Genomic DNA, 22,145 nt, shown 5'->3' with positions numbered 1-22,145 from the left:
CCACGTAGCGCTACCCCGACCCCAAGCCTCTCCCCTTCCCTCGCCCCACCCGCTGGTCAGTCCCTTCGCATCGAAGGCGAAATCCGGACCCGTCGACTCCGTGGAACTGGTCTACTGGCGATAGTTGGCGCATTGACCGCACGCCTCGTTTACGGGTGTGTGACGGGCACATGAAACGGTTTGCCGAACCTGCGTAAGGTGCAGAGAACCCTTCGGGGCCATTGGCACCCCGACGGCCTCGACGACCGACCGACGAGCGAAGGAGGGAGCCGGAGCGATGGGCGACCACAAAGACCTCAAGGAACAGCCCCTGCGCGTGGGTGCGGCCGTGCGGCGCAGGCGCCGGTCCCTGGAACTCACACTCGCCGTCGTGGCCGAGCGCAGCGGCCTGTCGGTGCCCTTCCTGAGCCAGATCGAGAACGACCGGGCCCGCCCCAGCAGCACGTCCCTGGAGAAGGTCGCCGACGCCCTGCGCACCACCGCGGTCGAACTCCTCGCCGCCGCCGACCCGGCGTGCAGCGTCGATGTCGTACGCGCCGAGGGCCCCGAACCCACTGCGGAGCCCCGGACGCGCTCCCTGGTCCGCGGGCACCACCAGATGCACGCCTCGGAATTCACCGGCGACCATGACGCGGGCCGCGAATTCCAGTACCGCAACGACCAGTTGATGTACGTCGCCGACGGCGCGGTGGAGATCGAGGCGGAGGGCCGCGCCTACCGCCTCGGCCGCGGCGACACCCTGTACCTCACCGGTGGGGTGCGCCACCGCTGGCGGGCGACCGTCGCGGACGCGCGCCTGATCGTCGTCGCGGTCGCCGAACACGTCGAGGCGGTCCAGGACCGGTCCCGGTAGTGCCGCCGCGCGTCGTCTCGCTCGTCCCCTCCCTGACCGAGGCGATCGCCGCCTCGGTCCCCGGCGCCCTGGTGGCCGCCACCGACTGGTGCACCCACCCCGCCGGCCTCGACGTCACCCGCGTCGGCGGTACGAAGAACCCCCGGCCGGACGATGTCCTCGCCCTCGCCCCCGACCTCGTGATCGCCAACGAGGAGGAGAACCGCGAGGACGACCTCGCCGCCCTGCGCGCGGCGGGCGTCGAGGTCCTGGTCACCGAGGTACGGGACGTGCCCCAGGCCTTCCGGGAGCTGGACCGGGTGGTGACCGCCTGCGGCGCGCGGACCCGGCCGCGCTGGCTGGACGAGGCGGAGCGGACCTGGACGGCACTGCCCCCGCCCGGGCAGCGCACCACCGCGGTCGTCCCCGTCTGGCGCCGGCCGTGGATGGTGCTCGGCCGGGACACCTTCGCGGGCGACGTACTGGCGCGGCTCGGAGTGGACCACCTGTACGCCGACCACCCCGACCGCTATCCCCGTATCCCGCTCGAAGAGCTGCGGGCGGCGGCCCCGGACGTCGTCGTCCTGCCCGACGAGCCCTACCGCTTCACACCCGAGGACGGCCCGGAGGCCTTCGCCGGACTGCGCTGCGCACTCGTCAGCGGACGGCACCTGACCTGGTACGGGCCCTCACTGGCGCGGGCGCCACGGGTGCTGGCCGAGGCGCTGCGAGGAGCTCGCCGCTGAGCAGACCGCGCGCGGTGTGCGCGGCGGCCACGGCCCAGGCGACGACGAGACCGGCGTACAGCCCGGCCGCGAGCCAGTCGTAGACGACGAGCCCGGTGTGCCGGGCCAACGTCTCGGCGCCGGTGACGCAGGTGCCCACGGGGAAGGTGAAGGCCCACCAGGTCATCGCGAAGCGCATGCCGTCGCGGCGGGCCCGCAGCACCTGGGCACCGGCGAACACCAGCCAGAGCAGCGCGAACCCCATCACCGGCACGCCGTAGAGCACCGCGAGGACCCGCAGGCCCCCCTCGTACGGGGCCGGTACGACCCCGGGCGCGAAGTCCGCGAACTTGCCGACGGCGGTGGTGGACTGCCCCAGGGGGCCCAGCACCAGGAAGAGCGTGGGCGTCAGCGCGAGGGGCAGCGGGCCGCCGGTGATCAGCCGGGCGAAGACCAGCGGCAGCGTCACCAGGGTGGCCAGCAGGCTGAGCCCGAACAGCGCCAGGCAGCCCAGCAGCAGCGTCTCGCGGGGCTGCCCCGGCGGCAGGTGCGGCACGAGCAGCGGCCCGAGGGCGGCGGACACCATCGGCGCGACGAGCGGCAGCAGCCACACCGGCGAGGCCTGCCCCGGCGTCACCTCCTGTCGTACGGCCATGAGGTACGGCACCGCGACGGCGGCCGCCAGCCCCACGACCGTCCCGGCGGTGAACAGCACGGCGTCGAGGGCGAGGGCGGCGCGCGGGCCGGTCCAGTCGCGGCCGACGGTGAGGGCACCGCCGCCGACGGCCAGCAGGGCCATCGCGAGGCAGCCGTAGAAGGGTGCGGTCCCCGGGTCGAGAAGGTGGGCCCGGGCCTGGTCGCGGTGGTGGGTCCAGTGCAGGGCGCGGGCGGAAAGGAGGACGAGGAGCAGACCGAGGGAGAGCGCCCAGACGGCCGCGCAGGCGGTGCGCAGTCCGGGGAGGTGGACGGGGAGGCCGGTTCCGGCCGTGGCGACGATCGCGGTCCCCATGACGGCGGCGTACCAGTTCGGTCCGAGGTGACGGACGGCGGTGGCACGGGGGAGTGCCCGGGTGACGGGCTGGGCTGCGGTGACCATGCGACCACCGTCCCGCCGCCGCGGGACGCGGGCCAGGGAGTATGTCTCTATGAGGACATAAGCTGGGGTTATGAGCGACGTGGAGGAGCAGGCGGCTGTCCGGCCGGAGCCCGGAGGTTCGCTCGCGCACCGCGTGCCCGACCTCGGCGCGCTGGAGCTGCTGCTGGCGGTGGCCCGGCTGGGCAGCCTGGGCGGGGCCGCACGCGAGGTGGGGATCAGCCAGCCGGCGGCGAGCAGCCGGATCCGGTCCATGGAACGGCAGTTGGGGGTGGCGCTGGTCGACCGGTCGCCGCGCGGGTCCCGGCTGACGGACGCCGGTGCGCTGGTCACGGACTGGGCGCGGCGGATCGTCGAGGCGGCGGAGGCCTTCGACGCGGGCGCGCAGGCGCTGCGGGACCGGCGGGACTCGCGGCTGCGGGTGGCGGCGAGCATGACGATCGCCGAGTACCTGCTGCCGGGGTGGCTGCTGGCCCTTCGGGCGGGGCGGCCGGACACCGCGGTGTCCCTGCTGGCCGGCAACTCGACGGCGGTGGCGGAGCGGCTGCTGTCCGGGGAGGCGGACCTGGGGTTCGTGGAGGGGGTCAGCGTGCCGGCCGGTCTCGACTCCGCCGTCATCGCCCACGACCGCCTGATCGTGGTGACGGCGCCGGGGCATGCGTGGGCTCGCCGCCGGCGGCCACTGGAGGCGTCGGAGCTGGCGGCGACACCGTTGATCCTCCGGGAGAAGGGCTCCGGGACGCGGCAGGTGCTGGACGCGGCCCTGGGCGGGCTGGCCAGGCCGCTGATCGAACTGTCCTCGACGACCGCGGTGAAGGCGGCGGTGGTGAGCGGGGCGGGGCCCGCGGTGCTCAGCGAACTCGCCGTGGGGGAGGAACTGGCCCTGCGGCGGCTGGTGCGGGTGCCGGTGGAAGGGGTCGCGCTGGCCCGGGATCTGCGGGCGGTGTGGCCGACGGGGCATCGGCCGGTGGGGCCGGCGCGGGATCTTCTGTCGTTGACACGCGGGTAGGGGGTCTCTTGGCGCCGGTTACTGGGGCTGCCGCCCCCAGACCCCCGCTTCGGCCCTGAAGGGGCCTCGTCCTCAATCGCCGGACGGGCTGGGTGTGCGGACCGGCGTCAATGAACCGGCCGCGTCCCATCGTTGATGTAGTCCCGCAGGACCGTCTCGAAGTCCGGGTCCGGGTGCAGGCCCAGTGCCGCCGCGCGAGCGGGGTCCACCGCCGCCGGCCAGGAGGCGACGATCGTCTCGATGGCGGGGTCGGGGGCGATGGTGACCAGGTCGGCTACCGCGTCGCCGGACACGCGCCGCAGGGTGGACAGGATCTCGGCCACCGACACCGACAGGGCGGGGAGGTTGACCGGCAGGGCGCCGGTGAGCTGTCCCGGCGCCGTGCCGCGGTCGGCCTCCGCCAGGCGCAGCAGGGCCTCCACGGTGCGCCTCGGCGAGGACAGGGCGACCCGCAGGCCGGGTCTGACGGGGCAGACGGTCGGCAGGCCGGCGAGGGGCTCGCGGACGATTCCGGAGAGGAAACCGGACGCGGCGGCGTTGGGCCTGCCCGGCCGCACCGACACCGTCATCAGCCGGGCCACGCGCCCGTCGACGAAACCGCGCCGCGTGAAGTCCGCGACGAGCTGCTCGCAGACCAGTTTCTGGGTGCCGTAACTCGTCCGCGGCAAGGGGAGTGTCGACTCGTCGACCACCGGGGGCAGAGGCAGCGCAGGGTCGCCGCCGTAGACGGCGACGCTGCTGGAGAACACCAGCCGCGGCACCGGTCCGCCGGACTCCGACTGGGCCCGTGCGGCCTCCAGCAGCGCGCGGGTGGTGTCCAGGTTGGCGCGCATGCCGAGGTCGAAGTCGGCCTCGCACTCGGCCGAGACCGCGGCGGCGAGGTGGAAGACCACGTCGACCGGCTCGGCGAACACCTCGTCGAGCCGGTCGGCCAGCTCGCCGTGCACCACCCGTACGCGTGAGTCGGACGGCAGTGGGGACTCCTGCGGCACGATCCGGTCCGCGAGCACCAGCCGGCCGATGGGCTCCCCACGGAGGGTGCCCCGCGCGAGCAGGGCGGCTCCCAGCCGGCCGCCCAGGAAACCGAATCCGCCCGTGACCACGATCCTCATGCGCTGCTTCCTGCCCAGGAGACGGTCGGATCATCCCCGTGCGGAAACGCGGTGGCGCCGCCCGTCGCCCGGCACGCACCATGGCGCGCATGAACCCCACCGCACCGCCCGCCTCCGGTGTCCGCACCCCCTGGGAGGAACTACCCGCAGCCGTACGCGACGCGGTCGCCCGTGTGCTCGGCGGGGCCGTCGTGCACGCCGAGACCCAGACCGGCGGTTTCTCCCCAGGGGTCGCCAGCCGCGTCACCACCGGGCACGGCCGCCGCGCCTTCGTCAAGGCCGTCAGCGCGCACACCAACCCCCACAGCCCGGCCCTGCACCGCGCCGAGGCCCGCAACGCCGCCGCGCTGCCGCCCGCCGTCCCCGCCCCGCGCCTCCTCGGCAGCCACGACGACGGCACCTGGGTCGCGCTCGTCTTCGAGGAGGTCGACGGCCGCCAGCCCCATGTCCCCTGGCGGGAGCGGGAGTTGAGGCTCGTGCTGGACGCGGTGGCCGAGCTCGGCCGCAGGCTCACGCCGTCCCCCGTGGCCGCGCCGCCCGTCGCCGAGGCGCTCGCCGAGGACTTCTCCGGCTGGCGGCGGCTGTGCGCCCGGCCGCGGGAGGAACTGCGCGGACGCCTCGACGCCTGGACCCTCGACCGGCTGGCCCACCTCGCCGACCTCGCCGACGGCTGGCCGGACGCCGCCGCCGGCGACACCCTCGCCCACGCCGACCTGCGCGCCGACAACATGCTGTTGACCGCCGACGGCCGCGTGGTTTTCGTGGACTGGCCGCACGCCGTGCGCGCCGCACCCTGGTTCGACCTGCTGGTCATGCTGCCGTGCGTGCGCGCGCAGGGCGGCCCGGACCCGGAGGAGGTGTTCACCGCACACCCGCTGGCCCGGGGCGCGGACCCAGACGGCGTCACCGCCACGCTCGCCGCCGTCGCGGGCTTCTTCGTGGAGCACTCCCTGCGGCCGGCCCCGCCAGGGCTGCCCACCCTGCGCGCCTTCCAGCGCGCCCAGGGCGAGGCCGCCACGGCCTGGCTCAGGAGGCGGCTCGCACCAGGGCCTGCATGACCCGCAGGTCGTCGCCCATCTCGGGATGCCACTGCACACCGAGGACCCAGCGGTCGGCGGTGGGCACCTCCACGGCCTCCACCGTGCCGTCCGCCGCGTAGGCCGACGGCATCAGGCCCGTGCCGAGCCGGTCCAGGGCCTGGTGGTGGTAGGTCGGTACGGACGTCTCCTCCGGGGCGATCTCGGCGTACCGCGTGCCCGGCACCGGCTTGACCGAATGCCGGCCGAAGACGCCGACCTCCACCGCGTGGCCGTCGATGTGCTGCACGAGTGTGCCGCCGAGCGCGACGTTCAGCAGCTGCATGCCCCGGCAGACGCCCAGCAGCGGCAGACGCGCGGCCAGCGCCGCCTCGATCAGCGCCAGCTCCCAGGCGTCCCTGGCCCGGGCCGGCGGGCCGGTACGGGGGTCGGGCTCGGCGCCGTACCGCACCGGCTCGACGTCAGGGCCGCCCGCGATCACCAGCCCGTCGAGCCGGGCGACGGCCGCCGCCGCCTGCTCCGGGGCGTCCGGCGGCAGCATCGCGGCCAGCCCGCCGGCCCGCTGCACCAGCCGCGGATAGCCGGCCGGCAGCAGCGCCGCCTCCAGCTCCCACACGCCCCAGCGCGCCCCGGCCTCCAGATACGTGCTGACGCCGATCAGCGGCCTGCCCGCCATGCGCCCTCCCACTCCTACAATGGACTGTTCCCATACCTTTTCCCAGGAGTGCCGTGCACGGCAAGGATTCGGTGCGGGGCCATCACGCCAGGAAGCCCCTGAGCAGTGCCGCCGTCCCCGCGCAGTGCTCCCGCATCATCTCCCGCGCCCCGTCGGCGTCCCCGTCGAGCACGGCCTCGACCAGGGCGGTGTGCTGGCGCTGCGAGTGCTCCAGGTTGCGCACGAGGAGCGGGATGCAGTCGAGCAGGTCGTTCACCGAGGCCCGTACCGCCGCGTACTGGGCGGTGAGCGTGGGCGAGCCGCACAGCTCCGCCAGCGTCAGGTGCAGCAGGGTGTCCAGGCGGCGGTACTCCGACAACGGCGCGTCATGGGTGCGGGCCAGCGCCTCGCGCAGCCGCTCCGCCTGCTCGTCCGTCAGCCCGTGCGCGGCGCACAGGCCGGCCGCCCCCACCTCCAGGACCTCGCGGAAGCGCAGCACGTCCTCGATGTCGACCTCGGAGATCCGCCGCCGCAACTCGTCCTCGCCGCCCGCGTCCGGCCGCGGCAGGACGAAGGTGCCGCCGTAGCGCCCCCGGCGGGACTCCACCAGGCCCTGGTCCTGCAGCACCTTCAGCACCTCGCGCAGTGTCACCCGGCTGATGCCCAGACGATCCGCCAGTTCTCGTTCGGCGGGCAGCCGTTCGCCGCCCGGCACCAGACCCAGTCGGACGACCTGCAGGATCTGCTCCAGCGCCTCCTCGAAGCCGTTCCCCGCCCGCACCGGCCTGAGCACCGGCGTCAACCGGTCCTCCAGGCCGCCGTCCGGATCGAGCGACATCCCGCCGCACCCCCTTCCCAAGCAAAGGTTCTCCCGAATACCTTATGGCTTCCGGCTGACCGTAGAAGCCGAAGGAGGCTTTCCCGTGGCAGACCGCACACCCCCACTCGCCGTCGAGGAGCTGCACGCCCTCGTCGCGAGCGGTGAGATCGACACTGTCGTCCTGGCGTTCCCCGACATGCAAGGGCGTCTCCAGGGCAAGCGGTTCGCCGCACGCTTCTTCCTCGACGAGGTCCTCCACCACGGCACCGAGGGCTGCAACTACCTGCTCGCCGTCGACACCGAGATGAACACCGTCGACGGCTACGCCATGTCCTCCTGGGACCGCGGCTACGGCGACTTCGCCATGCACCCCGACCTGACGACCCTGCGCCGCGTCCCGTGGAACGCCGGTACGGCCATGGTGATCGCCGACCTCGCCTGGACCGACGGCTCCCCGGTCGTCGCCGCCCCCCGCCAGATCCTGCGCCGCCAGCTCGACCGGCTCGCCGAGCACGGCCTCACCGCCAAGGTCGGCACCGAGCTGGAGTTCATCGTCTTCAAGGACACCTACGAACAGGCCTGGGACGCCAACTACCGGGGGCTCACCCCGGCGAACCAGTACAACATCGACTACTCGGTGCTGGGGACCGGGCGCATCGAGCCCCTGCTGCGCCGCATCCGCAACGAGATGGCCGGCGCGGGCCTGACCGTGGAGTCCGCCAAGGGCGAGTGCAACCCCGGCCAGCACGAGATCGCCTTCCGCTACGACGACGCCCTCGTCACCTGCGACCAGCACGCGATCTACAAGACCGGCACCAAGGAGATCGCCGCCCAGGAGGGCGTGTCGATCACCTTCATGGCCAAGTACAACGAGCGTGAGGGCAACTCCTGCCACATCCACCTGTCGTTGGCGGACGCGGCCGGCAACAACGCGATGCCCGGTCCCGACGGCATGTCCGAGGTCATGCGGCACTTCCTCGCCGGGCAGCTCGCCGCCCTGCGGGACTTCTCCCTGCTCTACGCCCCCAACATCAACTCCTACAAGCGCTTCCAGCCGGGCTCCTTCGCCCCGACCGCCGTCGCCTGGGGCCACGACAACCGCACCTGCGCGCTGCGGGTCGTCGGGCACGGCCGCTCCCTGCGCTTCGAGAACCGGCTGCCCGGCGGAGACGTCAACCCGCACCTCGCCGTCGCCGGCCTGGTCGCCGCCGGTCTGTACGGCATCGAGCAGAAGCTCGCGCTGCCCGAGCCCTGCCCGGGCAACGCGTACACGGCGGAGTTCGAGCACGTCCCCAGCACCCTGCGGGAGGCCGCCGAGCTCTGGGAGAACAGCCCGATCGCCAAGGCCGCCTTCGGCGACGAGGTCGTCGCGCACTACCGCAACATGGCACGCGTCGAACTGGACGCCTTCGACGCCGCGGTCACCGACTGGGAGCTGCGCCGCTCCTTCGAACGCATGTGAGGCCCCTGTTGTCCACCGAGCACGAACTCGTCGTACTGAACCCCGCCACCGAGGAGGTCATCGCCACCGTCCCGGCCGCGACCGCGGCCGACGTGGACGCCGCCGTCGTACGCGCCGTGGCGGCCCAGGCGCGGTGGGCCGCCCTGCCGCCCGCCGACCGTGCCCGGCTGCTGCGCCGGTTCGCGGCGAAGGTCGACGAGCACGTCGAGGAACTGGCCGGCCTGGAGGTCCGCGAGGCCGGGCACACCGTCGGCAACGCCCGCTGGGAGGCCGGCAACGTCCGCGACCTGCTGGACTACGCGGCCGGGGGAGTGGAGCGGCTGACCGGCCGGCAGATCCCGGTCCCCGGCGGCCTGGACGTCACGATCCTCGAACCGCTGGGCGTGGTGGGCGTCATCGCGCCCTGGAACTTCCCCATGCCGATCGCCGCCTGGGGCACCGCCCCCGCGCTGGCGGCGGGCAACGCCGTGCTCCTCAAGCCCGCCGAGACGACCCCGCTGACCGGGCTGCGGCTGGCCGAACTCGCCCTGGAGGCCGGGCTGCCGGAGGGGCTGTTCCAGGTGCTCCCCGGACACGGGCCGGTCGCCGGAAACGCCCTCGTCGAGCACCCCGGTGTCGCGAAGATCGTTTTCACCGGGTCGACAGCCGTGGGCAAGCAGGTGCTCGCCAAGGGCTCGGCGCTCCTCAAGCGCGTCACCCTCGAACTCGGCGGCAAGAGCCCCAACATCGTCTTCGCCGACGCCGACCTCGAAGCCGCCGCCGCGGCCGCCCCCATGTCCTTCCTCGACAACTCCGGCCAGGACTGCTGCGCCCGCACCCGCATCCTCGTCCAGCGCGGGGTCCACGACCGCTTCCTGGAACTGCTCGGCCCCGCCATCGAGGCGGTCACGGTCGGCGACCCGGCCGACGAGCAGACGCAGATGGGCCCGCTGATCTCCAGGTCCCAGCTGCAACGGGTCCGTTCGTACGTCGACGCCGCCGCCCCCGGCATCCGCGGCAAGGCCCCCGAGGGCCCCGGCTTCTGGTTCCCGCCCACCGTCCTCACCGACGTCGAACCGCACGCGCGCGTGGCCGTCGAGGAGGTCTTCGGCCCCGTCGCCGTGGTTCTGCCCTTCGACGACGAGGCGGACGCCGTACGCCTGGCCAACGCCACCGACTACGGCCTCTCCGGCTCCATCTGGACCCGTGACGTCGGCCGCGCGCTGCGCGTCTCGCAGGCCGTGCGGGCCGGCAACCTGTCCGTCAACTCCCACTCCAGCGTCCGCTACTGGACCCCCTTCGGCGGCTTCAAGCAGTCCGGCATCGGCCGCGAACTCGGCCCGGACGCCCTGACCGCCTTCACCGAGACCAAGAACGTCTTCATCAGCACGGAAGGCCCCGCACAGTGACCGAAGACATTGTTTGCCGTCGCCTCGTCGGCCGCACCGCCGTCATCACCGGCGCCGGCAGCGGCATCGGCCTCGCCACCGCCCGCCGGCTCGCCTCCGAGGGCGCGCACGTGGTCTGCGGCGACGTCGACGAGGTCCGCGGCAAGGCGGCCGCCGAAGAGGTCGGCGGGCTGTTCGTGAAGGTCGACGTCACCGACCCCGAGCAGGTCGAGGCCCTCTTCAAGGCCGCCTTCGACACCTACGGCAGCGTCGACGTCGCCTTCAACAACGCCGGCATCTCCCCGCCCGACGACGACTCCATCCTGGAGACCGGCCTGGAGGCCTGGAAGCGCGTCCAGGAGGTCAACCTCACCTCCGTCTACCTGTGCTGCAAGGCCGCCATCCCCTACATGCGGCGGCAGGGCAGGGGCTCCATCATCAACACGGCGTCCTTCGTGGCCCGGATGGGCGCGGCGACCTCCCAGATCTCCTACACCGCCTCCAAGGGCGGCGTCCTGGCGATGTCCCGCGAGCTGGGCGTGCAGTTCGCCCGTGAGGGCATCCGCGTGAACGCCCTGTGCCCCGGCCCGGTCAACACCCCGCTGCTGCGGGAGCTGTTCGCCAAGGACCCCGAGCGGGCCGCCCGCCGCCTCGTGCACATCCCCGTCGGCCGGTTCGCCGAGGCCGAGGAGATCGCCGCCGCCGTCGCCTTCCTGGCCAGCGACGACTCCTCCTTCGTCAACGCCGCCGACTTCCTGGTCGACGGCGGGATCTCGGGGGCGTACGTCACACCGCTGTAGGCCCGCTCAGAGGAACGTGTGACCCTCACCCCGGTACGTCGGGACCGTCGCCGTCACCGTGTCGCCCTCGACGAGGTGCAGCTTCTCGAACCGTTCACACAGCTCTCCGGCCTTCGCGTGCCGGAACCACACGCGGTCGCCGATCAGCAGATCGTCGGCCGGCGAGCCGAGCAGCGGGGTCTGCACCTCGCCGGGCCCCTCCTGCGGGTCGTAGCGCAGCCCCTCCGGCAGGTACGGCACGGGGAGCCGGTCGGGGCCCGGCGCGCCGGAGGCGGGGTAGCCGCCGCCGAGGCACGTGACGACCCCGACGCCCGGCCGCCGCACGACGGGCATCGCGAACAGCGCGGCCGGACGCCCGCTGAAGGACGTGTAGTTGTCGAACAGGCGCGGCACGTACAGCCCGGACCCGGCGCCGATCTCGGTGACCGCGTCCTCGGCGGCCGTGTGCTGCACACTGCCGGTGCCGCCCCCGTTGACGAACTCCAGATCGGGTACGACGGCCCGCACCGCGCGCACGACCTCACCGCGCCGCTCGGCCAGCTCACGGCGGGTGGTGGCCTGCATCAGCCGTACCGCACGCGACCGCAACGGCCGTCCCGCGACGGAGTCGCCCACACCCGCGATATGACCCTCGTAGGCCATGATCCCCACCACCTTGAAGCCCGGCCGGCCGGCCACGAACCGGGCCAGGTCGGCCACTTGGGCGGGGGAGTGCAGCGGGGAGCGCCGTGCGCCCACGCGCACCCGGCCCCCGAGCAGCTTCAGCGAGGTGTCCAACTCCAGGCAGACCCGGATGACTTCACGCCCTCCGTCCCGCGCCTCGTCGATCAGCCTCAGCTGCGCCGGGTCGTCGATCATGACGGTGACCGCGGCGGCGAGCTTGGGGTCGGAGGCCAGTTCGGCGTACCCGGCACGATCGGCGGACGGGTAGGCGAGCAGGACGTCGTCGAATCCGCCGCGCGCCAGCCACAGGGACTCGGCCAGCGTGAAGGACATGATGCCCGCGAAGCCGTCCTTCGCCAGGACTCGCTCCAGCAGGGCCCGGCAGCGCACGGACTTGCTGGCGACACGGATCGGCTTGCCGCCGGCCCGGCGCACAAGATCGTCCGCGTTGGCGTCGAAGGCATCCAGGTCGACGATCGCGAGAGGGGCTTCGAGATGGGCGGTGGCCCGGTCGTAACGGGCCCGGTCGGCGGCGCGCGCAGTCATGAACGAAGCCTGCCAGACAGGATTACCGCAGGGTAGGGGGACGTTCCGGGCAGATGCCCCGGGCTCGTGGACTGGTTCCCGTTCCCACAGGGCCAAGCCGTAGAGTGACGCGCACGTACGGCGGAACGGCGAGTGCCGCATACGCTGCACCGGGATGCCGGTCCGCTCGTACGGGTATGCCTGCCCGGGGTGACCGACCGCGCCGGACTCGGCGCCCGGCGAATGAGCGCAACGACCACGGCTCGCGTACGAGTAGACGGCCCGGGGCACGAGGAAACGGGGGGTGCATGACCACGGAACCGCGGCACGCCTCTTTTCCGCCACGCCCGTCCCGTCCACCGAAGGTGGGGACCGAGGGCTCCGAGGCACAGAGCGAGACCGTTTCGGCGACCGGCGGGGCAGGCCCCGACGCGTCGCCGGGCGGCGGAAGAAACGGGAGTGCGGTGTCCGGCGGCGAGGGTTCACGACCGGTGTCCGGAAGATCCGGCGGGCGTTCCGCCGCCGACCCGACGGCGTCCGGCCCCACCGGCGTGTGGTCGCCCTGGCGCAACGCCGAGCCCTTCGAGGCCTTCGGAACCCGCACGCCGCGGACGGACGCGGCCGCGGGAACGACGCAGGACGGCAGGGCGGGAACGGCGCCGGGCGGCAGGGGTGCCGACGCCCCGGCCGACCGCCCTCGCGTCCCACAGCCGGACACACCCGTGCCCGGGGCCTCGGGATCCCAGGCACCGCCGCCCCCGGCCTCGGCACGCTTCCCGGACGCTCCTCCGGAGGTCGGCCGGGAGCAGGACCAGCCCGTGCAGGCCCCGGCAAGGCCCCGCACCCCACCGCGCCCCCCGACGCCCCCGACCGAAACCCCCCGCCCCGGCACGCCCCCCACACCCGCATCCGGCCCGACCCGTCCCTCGAATCCCCCCGCCCCACCGATGCCGGAGACTCGCCCCACTTCCGCAGCGCGTCCCGACTCGGGGATGTCCGGTGCGGTGCGGGGGCCGGGTTCCTCGACGCCGCAGGCGCGCTCGTCCTCCGCAGAGTCGGGGATGTCCGGCGCGGGGCGGCATCCGGCTTCGTCGACGCCGCCAGTGCCGCAGGCCCGCCCGACTACCGCAGGCCCGATACCCCAGGCGCGGCCCGAGCCTGCGACGTCCGGCGCGGGGCGGGGCCCGGGTTCCTCGACGCCGCCGGTGCCGCCGACGCGTCCGTCTTCCGCGGGGCAGGCTCCGGGTTCCTCGACGCCGTCGATGCCGCAGGGGCGTCCGGCGCCGGGGGTGTCGAATTCGTTCGCGGCGCCGACGTCCGAGGCGCGGCCGTCGTCGGCCGGGCCCATGCCGCAGGCGCGGCCCGCGTCGGGGGCGTCCGGCTCTGTTCGCGCGGCGGGGCCGGTCGTGCCGCCGAAGCCCGACACACGGCCCGGTACCGGCTCGGCTGCCGGTGGCGCCCCGCGGCGCGACGGCTCGGTTCCGGCCGACGTTCCGCGCCGTACCGGCGCCGCTCCCGCCGCCGACCCCCGGCACCCCGCCCCCGTTGTCCCGCCCATGCCCCCCGGGCGGCCGGAGTCCGGGGCGGGCGGCGCGGCGGGTGTGACGCCCGATCCGGCGTTGTCGTGGAGTGCGCCGATGGCGCCCGGTGGGGAGAGCGGAAGCATCAGGCCCGTGGTGTCGTTCGGGGAGCCCGAGGGGTACGACGACCGGACTCGGCGGCTTCGGCCGCTCGGCGGGCGGGTGCGCTCGCGGACCCTCGCCGTGGCCACCTGCCTCGTGCTGGGGTTCGGCCTCATCGGCGGTGCCGTGACCGGGAGTTGGCTGCTCGGAGGCTCCGGGGACGGCGGCGCGCAGGGCACCTTCGTCACGGCTCGCGGACTGTGGCACAGCGTGCCCGTGGACAAGCTGTTCCCGCGGACCGTGCTGGGCACGGGAGCCGGCCCCGGCGGCGCCGACCGCACCTGGACCCGGATAGCCGTCGCCCCGGACAGCGGCTGCAAGGGCGCTTTCGACCCGCTGCTCGCCAAGGCGCTCGCACCCGTCGGCTGTGAGCGGCTGGTACGGGCCACGTACACCGACGCCACCCAGAGCTTCGTCACCACCGTCGGCCTGCTGTTCACCAAGGGCGACCAGACCGCCATGTCCTCCCTCGCCAAGCGCTTCCAGGACGACGGCCTCGGCGACCGCGCCGACCTCATGCCCCGCCCCTACGCGGCGAAGGACACGGCCGCCGCCCGCTTCGGCCCCGGCCAGCGCGCATCCTGGACGATCTCCGTCCTCACCGACGCCCCCGTCGTGGTCTACGCCGTCTCCGGCTGGGCCGACGGCCGTACCGTCGACGCCCCGCAGCCCGCCGACCAGGCCCCCCGGTCCGGCGCCGGCACGGCCCCCGCCCAGGCCGGCCTCGGCAACGAGGCCGAGGGCCTCGCCGACCGTATCGAACGCGCCCTGCGCAAGGACATCGCCGGCCCGGCCACGGAGCAGCCCTCATGAACCGCCGTACGGGGGCCGTGAGCCTCCTGCTCGCCGCATCCCTGGCACTGGTGCCGTCCACCTCCGCGCACGCCGACGGCATACGCGGCCAGGAATGGGCCCTGGACGCCATGCACACCCAGCAGGCCTGGCAGACCACCAAGGGCAGCGGCGTCACCGTCGCCGTCCTGGACACCGGCGTCGAGGCCGACCACCCGGACCTCGTCGGCAACGTCCTGGCCGCCAAGGACATGATCGGTTTCGGCGCGCAGGAGGGGGACCGCGCCTGGGCCCGGCACGGGACCGCGATGGCCGGCATCATCGCCGGCCACGGACACGGCCCCGGCGACGCCGACGGCGTCGTGGGCATCGCCCCCGAGGCCAAGATCCTGCCGGTGCGGGTGATCCTGGAGGACGGCGACAGCGCCCGCGGCAAGGCCCGCTCCACCCGGGGCAACGCCCTCGCCGAGGGCATCCGCTGGGCCGCCGACCACGGAGCGGACGTCATCAACCTCTCCCTGGGCGACGACTCGGCCTCCGCCCACCCCGAGCCCGCCGAGGACGAGGCGATCCAGTACGCCCTGAAGAAGAACGTCACCGTCGTCGCCTCCGCCGGCAACGGCGGCAAGAAGGGCGACCACGTCTCCTACCCCGCCGCATACCCGGGCGTCATCGCGGCGACCGCCGTGGACCGCTTCGGCGCCCGCGCGGACTTCTCCACCCGCCGCTGGTACGCCACGGTCAGCGCCCCCGGCGACGATGTCGTCATCGCCGACCCCGACCACAAGTACTACGAGGGCTGGGGCACCAGCGCGGCCTCGGCCTTCGTGTCGGGCGCCGTGGCGCTCGTCAAGGCGGCCCAGCCGGGCCTGACCCCGGCCCAGGTCAAGCAGCTCCTGGAGGACACCGCCCGCGACGCCCCGGCCGGCGGACGCGACGACTCCCGCGGCTTCGGCATGGTCGACCCGGCCGCCGCGATCAAGGCGGCCGGCCGTCTGAAGCCGAAGGACCTGCGGGCGGTCTCCTACGACGACAAGTACTTCGGTCCCGGTCCGGACGACGCCGAGTCCGACGACGGCACCAGCGGCTGGGCCGGCCCGGTCGCGGGCGGCCTCGGTGGAGTCCTGCTCGTCGCCGCCGTGGTGCTCTGGCGCGGCCGCCGCTCACGTCACGAGGGCTTCTAGAGGCGGCGGTCCCGCTACGAGGACGCGGTGGGCGAAACGGACGGGGACGCCGAAGCCGACGAACTGTCACCGTCCCCGGTGAACACCGAGACCGCCGCCTTCGCCGCCGCCTCGACCAGCGAAATCCCCTTCGCCTGCGTCGAGTTGCCGTTGGAGACCACGGCCACCAGGAACGTGTGACCGCCGGCAGTCACCCGGCCGATGCTGTTGATGTCCCACAGCCCGGTGGTGCTGCGGGCCAGCCAGCCGTTCTTCAGCGCCCACCGCGTGCCGTTCGCCGCGGCCGACACACCCCAGTGCTGATCGGCCTCGATCCGCCCCATCAGCCCCTGCAGGTACGACCGTGAGGCGGCGGTCAGCTTCGAGTCCTCCCCGAACACCTGCCGCAGCAGGGTGAGCTGGTCGGCCGCCGTGGTCTGGGTCAGCCCCCACAGGGCGCCGTCACCGCCCTCGGTGCCGGTCAGCCCGAACGTCTTGTTCGCCGCGTCCAGCCCGTCGGCCCGCCCGATGGCGTCCCACAGCGCGGACGCCGACGCGTTGTCGCTGTTCTCGATCATCTTGGTGGCGTACGACTTCTCGGCCGCCGTGAGATGCCGGTCCTCGTCCTGGGCCCGCAGCAGCAGCGCCGCGAGGATGTCGACCTTGACGATGCTCGCCGTGTCGAAGGCGTCGTCCCCGTAGGTGGCGCTCTCCCCGGAGTCCAGGTCCAGCACCGCCACCGACACCGCCGCCCCGTCCTCGACGGCCACCGACCCCATCGCCTCGCCGAGCAGCGCGTCGTGGTCCACCGTCGGCTCCGCCACGGGCTCCACCGATTGCCTCCCGTCGGCCGTTGCCGAGGAGGCGGCCGACGCCCGCGACGATACGGGGCCCGGGCCCGAGTGCGCCTGCGCCTTCACGTACACCGTTCCGGCGGCGGTGACGCCCACCACGGCGACCACGGCGAGGGCGGTGGCAAGCAGAGGACGTGCCCGGGAGGGGCGGGCGCGGCGGCCGCGGCGGGCTCTGGGGGACTCCATGCCCGCGATGCTCGGGGCGGTGACTGTGCGGGCCGTTAGACGGACGTTAGATGTGTGTCAGGGAAATCTGAGAAAACCGTGAAGACGGTGAACCGCTGATTTCCGGGCCTGCACAAGCCCAGCAGCATTCCCCTGATACCCGCCCTATAGGGTCGGTGACCGTGGCGAACAAGAACATTCCCGACCCCGGCTTCTCCGACGACGACGGCTCCGCCGACCCCCGGCTGAGCGCCGCGCTCGCCGCCTGGGCCGAGGACCGCACTGCGCTGGGACCGGTCCTCGAAGCGCTGAAGGACGCCCGGCTGCTGGTCCCCGTCGTGGCCGTGCTCGGCGAGGTCGAGGAGGACGAGAACGGGCTGCGCCGCGAGAAGACCTCCGACATGGCCGTGCCCACCCTGAAGGCGGGGAACCGGACCGCCCTGCCGGCCTTCACCTCGACCGACTCGCTGGCCCGCTGGGACCCGGCGGCGCGCCCCGTCGCCGTGCCCCTGCACCAGGCGCTGCAGGCCGCCGCGCACGAGAAGGCGGACACGGTGGTGCTGGACATGGCCGGACCGGTGCCCTTCGAGTTGACGGGACCCGCCCTGCTCGCCCTCGCCGAGGGCCGTACGACGGCCGACCCGCTCGCCGACCCGGCCGTGCGGGAGGCGGTACGGGCCGCGGTCGCCGCCGAGCCCGCCGTGCTGCGCGCCCACCTGGGGCCCGGGCAGGCCGACGGCACCCTGGCCCTCGTACTCGAGGAGTCCGCCGCGCCGGCCGAGGCCGCGCGGGCCGTCGCCGAGCGGCTCGCCGCCGACGACACACTGAGGGCCCGCCTGGTGCGCGGCCTCGACCTGGCACTGCTGCCGGCCGGGACGACGCCTCCGGGCGAGCCCCTGTACGTGCGCTGACCTACTTGCCGTAGACCGGGCCCGTGTACTTCTCGCCCGGGCCCTGACCCGGCTCGTCGGGCACGAGCGAGGCCTCGCGGAAGGCCAGCTGCAGCGACTTCAGGCCGTCGCGCAGCGGGGCCGCGTGGAAGGAGCTGATCTCCGTCGCGGAGGCGTCCAGCAGACCGGCGAGGGCCGAGACCAGCTTGCGGGCCTCGTCCAGGTCCTTGTACTTGTCGCCCTCCTCGGTCAGGCCCAGCTTCACCGCGGCGGCGCTCATCAGGTTGACGGCGACCGTCACGATCACCTCGACCGCGGGCACCTCGGCGATGTCGCGGGTCATGGCGTCGAAGTCGGCGGGGGACTCGGGGGACTCAGGAGGGGTGTCACTCATGCCCCACACGATAGGGCCCGGCGCACGCCGGTTCGCACCACCCCCGGACAGCTGCTAACCTTGTGTGACGACCGGCTGGACACGCCAGCAAGACCTTGTGCCCGGCCCACAAGTGGAGGCTCCGATCTCCCACCCGACCGCCCCCCGGGACGGCGGGTCACCCCGGTCAGGCGGCCACCATCGTTCCGTACGGACGATGGAGTCGCCCGAAAGCGCGCCCCGCGGCCATCGCGGCGGTGCTCCGGCAGTGTATTTGGAGCCCCGCCTGTGATCGTCCGGGGCATTTTTTGTGCTTCGGCGCGGTTAGGTCTGTCGAAAAGAGACAAACACGGCCGTCCGCCAGATGGCCGTGTGGTGCTAACCGAGGAGGATCCATCAGCGCCGAGCCCCGCATCAACGACCGGATTCGCGTTCCCGAGGTGCGACTTGTCGGTCCCAGTGGCGAGCAGGTGGGCATCGTCCCGCTGGCCAAGGCACTGGAGCTTGCCCAGGAGTACGACCTCGATCTCGTCGAGGTAGCGGCGAACGCCCGTCCGCCCGTGTGCAAGCTCATGGACTACGGGAAGTTCAAGTACGAGTCGGCCATGAAGGCCCGTGAGGCGCGCAAGAACCAGGCGCACACGGTCATCAAGGAGATGAAGCTCCGGCCGAAGATCGACCCGCACGACTATGACACCAAGAAGGGTCACGTCGTCCGGTTCCTCAAGCAGGGCGACAAGGTCAAGATCACGATCATGTTCCGTGGTCGCGAGCAGTCCCGGCCCGAGCTGGGCTACCGGCTGCTGCAGCGGCTCGCGGAGGACGTGGCCGACCTCGGGTTCGTGGAGTCGAACCCGAAGCAGGACGGCCGGAACATGATCATGGTTCTCGGTCCGCACAAGAAGAAGACCGAGGCGATGGCCGAGGCCCGCCAGGCGCAGGAGGCCCGCAAGGCCGAGGCGAAGGCGAACCCGGGCAAGTCGCAGAATGCGGCTGACCCGGACGCTGTGAACGCCGAGGCGCACGACGAGGCCCCTGCCGAGGCTTCCGCCGAGGCGTGATCCCGGGGGACACCACGTCCCCAAGGATGTAACCGATACAAGAGCGACGTTCCGACGTGCCCGGTTTTCGTGACCGGGCACCGGAGCGCCACCGACGAGGAGATAACGGCGCTATGCCGAAGAACAAGTCGCACAGCGGTGCCAGCAAGCGCTTCAAGGTCACCGGCTCCGGCAAGGTGCTCCGTGAGCGCGCCGGCAAGCGCCACCTGCTCGAGCACAAGTCGTCCCGCGTGACGCGTCGCCTCACCGGCAACGCCGAGATGGCCCCGGGCGACGCCGCGAAGATCAAGAAGCTTCTCGGCAAGTGACGTGCCCGGTGCTCGGGGTGAGCACCGCACGTCTGGACCGGGACCCAATCGATACCGGGCCGTGTGAGTCCCCCCACGGCCCCGCTACAAGGAGTTAACAAGTGGCACGCGTCAAGCGGGCAGTCAACGCCCACAAGAAGCGCCGGGCGATCCTCGAGCAGGCCTCCGGCTACCGCGGTCAGCGTTCGCGCCTGTACCGCAAGGCCAAGGAGCAGGTCACCCACTCGCTGGTCTACAACTACAACGACCGCAAGAAGCGCAAGGGCGACTTCCGTCAGCTGTGGATCCAGCGCATCAACGCCGCTGCCCGCGCCAACGGCATCACGTACAACCGCTTCATCCAGGGTCTGAAGGCCGCGAACGTCGAGGTCGACCGCAAGATCCTGGCCGAGCTGGCCGTCAACGACGCCACCGCCTTCGCCGCGCTGGTCGAGGTCGCCCAGAAGGCGCTGCCCGCCGACGTCAACGCCCCCAAGGCGGCCTGACGCCGCGCTGGCTCCAGCCGACGTGGCTGTAGGACCCGCAGGCTTTTGGGCTTGCGGGTCCTGTTGTTGGGTGTCCCGACGTGCGTCGTTCGGCTGCGGGGCCGCTGTGGCCGGTCGCGCCCACGCGGCGGAGCCGCACATGGATTCAGCCCCGCGCCCCTCTCGGGGCGCTACACGTCTGCGAAAGTCAAGAGGATGCCGCCCGTCTCCCCTGAGCTGATCTCTCCCCGTTCCTCGCGGGTCGTTGCCGCACGGCGGCTCGCCAAGCGGAACTTCCGGGGCAAGGAGCGGCTGTTCCTGGCCGAGGGCCCGCAGGCCGTGCGGGAGGCCGCAGGGCACGGGCTGGTGGAGCTGTTCGCGACCGTGGAGGCCGCCGAGCGGTACGCCGACATCGTGGGCGAGGCCCGGGACGCGGACGCCCGGGTGCACCTCGCCTCCGAGCAGGTCATCGCCGACATCTCCACGACCGTCACCCCGCAGGGGCTCGTCGGGATCTGCCGGTTCGTCGACACGCCGTTCGAGGAGATCCTCGCCGCCCGCCCCAAGCTGGTCGCCGTGCTCGCCAACGTGCGGGACCCCGGGAACGCCGGGACCGTGCTGCGGTGCGCCGACGCCGCGGGGGCCGAGGCCGTCGTCCTGACCGACGCCTCCGTCGACCTGTACAACCCCAAGGCCGTACGGGCCTCCGTCGGTTCCCTCTTCCACCTCCCCGTGGCCGTCGGCGTCCCCGTCGACGAGGCCGTCGCGGGGCTCAAGGGCGTCGGCGTCCGCGTGCTCGCCGCCGACGGCGCCGGCACCGACGACCTCGACGACGAACTCGACAAGGGCACCATGGGCGGGCCGACCGCATGGGTGTTCGGGAACGAGGCGTGGGGGCTCCCGGAGGAGACCCGCGCACTCGCGGACGCCGTGGTGCGCGTCCCGATCCACGGGAAGGCCGAGAGCCTGAACCTCGCCACCGCCGCCGCCGTATGTCTCTATGCGTCGGCCCGTGCACAGCGCGCCTCCGGAGGGTGCCGCTCCGTCACCGAGAGCTAGTAGGGTGACCAGCTCGGGGGGCCACCTGCGCCGTCGAGAGGTGGGGTTTCGGGGATGAGTGTCGGCACGGGCAGGGCACGGGGAGCACAGGACGCGCCGCACGCGCCCGCACCCCGGCACGGTGAGGTCACCGAGCTCGGCGTCGACCCCGACGAACTGCCCGACGGCCTGGTCGTCGCCGACGAGCGGGGCCGGGTCGTCTGCTTCAACGCCGCCGCCGAGCGCATCACCGCCGTCCCCGCCGAGGAGGCCCTGGGGCAGCGGCTGGAGAAGGCCCTGCCGCTGGAGGACCTGGAGGGGCGCCGCTGGTGGCAGCTCACCGACCCCTACGGCGGGCTCGCCATCCGGCAGCGGCAGCCCGAGCGGAACCTCCTCCTGCCCGGCGGCCGCGAAGTCCTCGTCTCGGCCCGGTACGTGCGCGCCGAGCCCACCGGCCCCGTCCGCCGCGTCATCGTCTCCCTGCGCGACACCGAGGCCCGCCGCCGCACCGAACGCAGCCACGCCGAGCTGATAGCCACCGTCGCCCACGAGCTGCGCTCGCCGCTGACCTCGGTCAAGGGCTTCACCGCCACGCTGCTGGCCAAGTGGGAGAGGTTCACCGACGACCAGAAGCGGCTGATGCTGGAGACCGTCGACGCCGACGCCGACCGGGTCACCCGGCTCATCGCCGAGCTGCTGGACATCTCACGGATCGACAGCGGGCGGCTGGAGGTGCGGCGCCAGCCCGTCGACATCGGGGCGGCCGTCGGGCGGCACATCCAGGCGTACGTCGCCGCCGGGCAGCCCGCCGACCGGTTCCTGCTCCGCATCGAGCAGCCGCTGCCCTCCCTCTGGGCCGACCCCGACAAGATCGACCAGGTGCTCAGCAACCTGCTGGAAAATGCGGTGCGCCACGGCGAGGGAACCGTCACCATCGACATCACGGCCACCGAGTCCCCGCGCGAGGGCGAGGACACCGGCACGTCGGTCACGGTGAGCGACGAGGGGCCCGGCATCCCGGAGGAGTCCATGAACCGCGTCTTCACCCGCTTCTGGCGGGGCAGCAAGCGCGGCGGCACCGGCCTCGGGCTCTACATCGTCAAGGGCATCGTCGAGGCCCACGGCGGCACCATCACCGTCGGCCGGGGCCCCCAGGGGGGGGCCGAGTTCCGATTTACGTTGCCCGTGGCGGCCCCGGCGTATCTCGCCTGACGGCCACGGGCGCATTCGTATACCTCCACCCCGTTAGACTCGG

The 22,145-nt window shown here is 73.3% G+C and carries 21 protein-coding genes and 1 pseudogene; 15 read left to right on the top strand and 7 right to left on the bottom strand.

Annotated elements, in window-relative coordinates; all coding sequences use genetic code 11:
* Positions 1–277: 277 nt before the first annotated feature.
* Together FBY22_RS28480 and FBY22_RS28475 are read left to right on the top strand one after the other, a co-directional pair.
* Positions 278–853, top strand: coding sequence for a helix-turn-helix domain-containing protein (locus tag FBY22_RS28480; protein ID WP_142150689.1), 576 nt, complete (start codon positions 278–280; stop codon positions 851–853).
* The gene (locus FBY22_RS28475) at positions 853–1,578 is read left to right on the top strand and encodes a helical backbone metal receptor (RefSeq protein WP_142150687.1); all 726 of its coding nucleotides are present in this window, start codon (positions 853–855) and stop codon (positions 1,576–1,578) included. Before FBY22_RS28480 ends, FBY22_RS28475 begins: the two co-directional genes overlap by 1 nt.
* On the opposite strand, the gene FBY22_RS28470 is transcribed toward FBY22_RS28475, so the two are convergent.
* Positions 1,490–2,653 carry a TDT family transporter gene (locus tag FBY22_RS28470; protein ID WP_142150685.1) on the bottom strand — a complete coding sequence of 388 codons (1,164 nt, stop codon included), beginning with the start codon at positions 2,651–2,653 and terminating at the stop codon, positions 1,490–1,492. The two genes, FBY22_RS28475 and FBY22_RS28470, sit on opposite strands and share 89 nt — an antisense overlap.
* A 70-nt stretch (positions 2,654–2,723) precedes the next feature.
* On the opposite strand from FBY22_RS28470, the gene FBY22_RS28465 reads away from it, so the two are divergent.
* A complete protein-coding gene (locus tag FBY22_RS28465) occupies positions 2,724–3,659 on the top strand; it encodes a LysR family transcriptional regulator (RefSeq protein WP_142150683.1) in 936 nt (311 codons plus the stop codon).
* Positions 3,660–3,766: 107 nt separating this feature from the next.
* On the opposite strand, the gene denD is transcribed toward FBY22_RS28465, so the two are convergent.
* Complete coding sequence (denD, locus tag FBY22_RS28460; protein ID WP_142150681.1) at positions 3,767–4,771, bottom strand: D-erythronate dehydrogenase; 1,005 nt, start codon at positions 4,769–4,771, stop codon at positions 3,767–3,769.
* An 89-nt stretch (positions 4,772–4,860) separates the two neighbouring features.
* Between denD and FBY22_RS28455 the strand changes: the two genes are divergently transcribed.
* Complete coding sequence (locus FBY22_RS28455; RefSeq protein WP_142150679.1) at positions 4,861–5,829, top strand: aminoglycoside phosphotransferase family protein; 969 nt, start codon at positions 4,861–4,863, stop codon at positions 5,827–5,829.
* On the opposite strand, the gene FBY22_RS28450 is transcribed toward FBY22_RS28455, so the two are convergent.
* Positions 5,798–6,484, bottom strand: coding sequence for a gamma-glutamyl-gamma-aminobutyrate hydrolase family protein (locus tag FBY22_RS28450; protein WP_142150677.1), 687 nt, complete (start codon positions 6,482–6,484; stop codon positions 5,798–5,800). The genes FBY22_RS28455 and FBY22_RS28450 overlap by 32 nt on opposite strands.
* 82 nt (positions 6,485–6,566) lie before the next feature.
* The gene (locus FBY22_RS28445) at positions 6,567–7,301 is read right to left on the bottom strand and encodes a FadR/GntR family transcriptional regulator (RefSeq protein WP_142150675.1); all 735 of its coding nucleotides are present in this window, start codon (positions 7,299–7,301) and stop codon (positions 6,567–6,569) included.
* Between the two features lie 85 nt (positions 7,302–7,386).
* On the opposite strand from FBY22_RS28445, the gene FBY22_RS28440 reads away from it, so the two are divergent.
* From FBY22_RS28440 to FBY22_RS28430, 3 genes are read left to right on the top strand one after another with little or no spacing between them, the layout of a single operon-like run.
* A complete protein-coding gene (locus tag FBY22_RS28440; protein WP_142150673.1) occupies positions 7,387–8,745 on the top strand; it encodes a glutamine synthetase family protein in 1,359 nt (452 codons plus the stop codon).
* A gap of 8 nt (positions 8,746–8,753) precedes the next feature.
* Positions 8,754–10,133, top strand: coding sequence for an aldehyde dehydrogenase (locus tag FBY22_RS28435; RefSeq protein ID WP_260845197.1), 1,380 nt, complete (start codon positions 8,754–8,756; stop codon positions 10,131–10,133).
* Complete coding sequence (locus FBY22_RS28430) at positions 10,130–10,912, top strand: 3-oxoacyl-ACP reductase (RefSeq protein WP_142150669.1); 783 nt, start codon at positions 10,130–10,132, stop codon at positions 10,910–10,912. The genes FBY22_RS28435 and FBY22_RS28430 overlap by 4 nt, the downstream gene beginning before the upstream one ends.
* 6 nt (positions 10,913–10,918) lie before the next feature.
* Here FBY22_RS28430 and FBY22_RS28425 read toward each other — a convergent pair whose 3' ends face one another.
* Complete coding sequence (locus FBY22_RS28425) at positions 10,919–12,121, bottom strand: amino acid deaminase/aldolase (RefSeq protein WP_142150668.1); 1,203 nt, start codon at positions 12,119–12,121, stop codon at positions 10,919–10,921.
* Between the two features lie 1,655 nt (positions 12,122–13,776).
* Here FBY22_RS28425 and FBY22_RS28420 point away from each other — a divergent pair.
* Both FBY22_RS28420 and mycP read left to right on the top strand, forming a co-directional pair.
* Positions 13,777–14,595 (top strand): hypothetical protein, encoded by an 819-nt coding sequence (locus tag FBY22_RS28420; protein WP_142152544.1) that lies wholly within the window; start codon positions 13,777–13,779, stop codon positions 14,593–14,595.
* Positions 14,592–15,758 (top strand): type VII secretion-associated serine protease mycosin, encoded by a 1,167-nt coding sequence (gene mycP, locus FBY22_RS28415; RefSeq protein WP_142150666.1) that lies wholly within the window; start codon positions 14,592–14,594, stop codon positions 15,756–15,758. Before FBY22_RS28420 ends, mycP begins: the two co-directional genes overlap by 4 nt.
* A gap of 14 nt (positions 15,759–15,772) precedes the next feature.
* On the opposite strand, the gene FBY22_RS28410 is transcribed toward mycP, so the two are convergent.
* Positions 15,773–16,777, bottom strand: a complete 1,005-nt coding sequence (locus FBY22_RS28410) for a serine hydrolase (RefSeq protein ID WP_142150664.1) — start codon at positions 16,775–16,777, stop codon at positions 15,773–15,775.
* A 161-nt stretch (positions 16,778–16,938) separates the two neighbouring features.
* Between FBY22_RS28410 and FBY22_RS28405 the strand changes: the two genes are divergently transcribed.
* Positions 16,939–17,667, top strand: coding sequence for an SseB family protein (locus FBY22_RS28405; RefSeq protein ID WP_142150662.1), 729 nt, complete (start codon positions 16,939–16,941; stop codon positions 17,665–17,667).
* Position 17,668: 1 nt separating this feature from the next.
* Here FBY22_RS28405 and FBY22_RS28400 read toward each other — a convergent pair whose 3' ends face one another.
* Positions 17,669–18,040 (bottom strand): DUF1844 domain-containing protein, encoded by a 372-nt coding sequence (locus FBY22_RS28400; RefSeq protein ID WP_058926392.1) that lies wholly within the window; start codon positions 18,038–18,040, stop codon positions 17,669–17,671.
* A gap of 349 nt (positions 18,041–18,389) precedes the next feature.
* On the opposite strand from FBY22_RS28400, the pseudogene infC reads away from it, so the two are divergent.
* The 5 genes and pseudogenes from infC to FBY22_RS28370 all read left to right on the top strand — a co-directional run bounded on the left by infC (position 18,390) and on the right by FBY22_RS28370 (position 22,102).
* A pseudogene (infC, locus tag FBY22_RS28390) lies at positions 18,390–19,080 on the top strand (translation initiation factor IF-3).
* Between the two features lie 113 nt (positions 19,081–19,193).
* A complete protein-coding gene (gene rpmI / locus FBY22_RS28385; protein WP_004933563.1) occupies positions 19,194–19,388 on the top strand; it encodes a 50S ribosomal protein L35 in 195 nt (64 codons plus the stop codon).
* Positions 19,389–19,489: 101 nt separating this feature from the next.
* Positions 19,490–19,873, top strand: a complete 384-nt coding sequence (rplT, locus tag FBY22_RS28380) for a 50S ribosomal protein L20 (RefSeq protein WP_004933571.1) — start codon at positions 19,490–19,492, stop codon at positions 19,871–19,873.
* 195 nt (positions 19,874–20,068) lie between these two features.
* Positions 20,069–20,911, top strand: a complete 843-nt coding sequence (locus FBY22_RS28375; RefSeq protein WP_142150660.1) for an RNA methyltransferase — start codon at positions 20,069–20,071, stop codon at positions 20,909–20,911.
* A 54-nt stretch (positions 20,912–20,965) separates the two neighbouring features.
* A complete protein-coding gene (locus FBY22_RS28370; RefSeq protein WP_142150658.1) occupies positions 20,966–22,102 on the top strand; it encodes an ATP-binding protein in 1,137 nt (378 codons plus the stop codon).
* Positions 22,103–22,145: the final 43 nt, after the last annotated feature.

Origin of the sequence: Streptomyces sp. SLBN-31 (assembly GCF_006715395.1) — a bacterium.
GTDB lineage: Bacteria > Actinomycetota > Actinomycetes > Streptomycetales > Streptomycetaceae > Streptomyces.
Note: the sequence above shows the minus strand (reverse complement) of the source record. Positions and strands in the feature narration are given on the sequence as shown.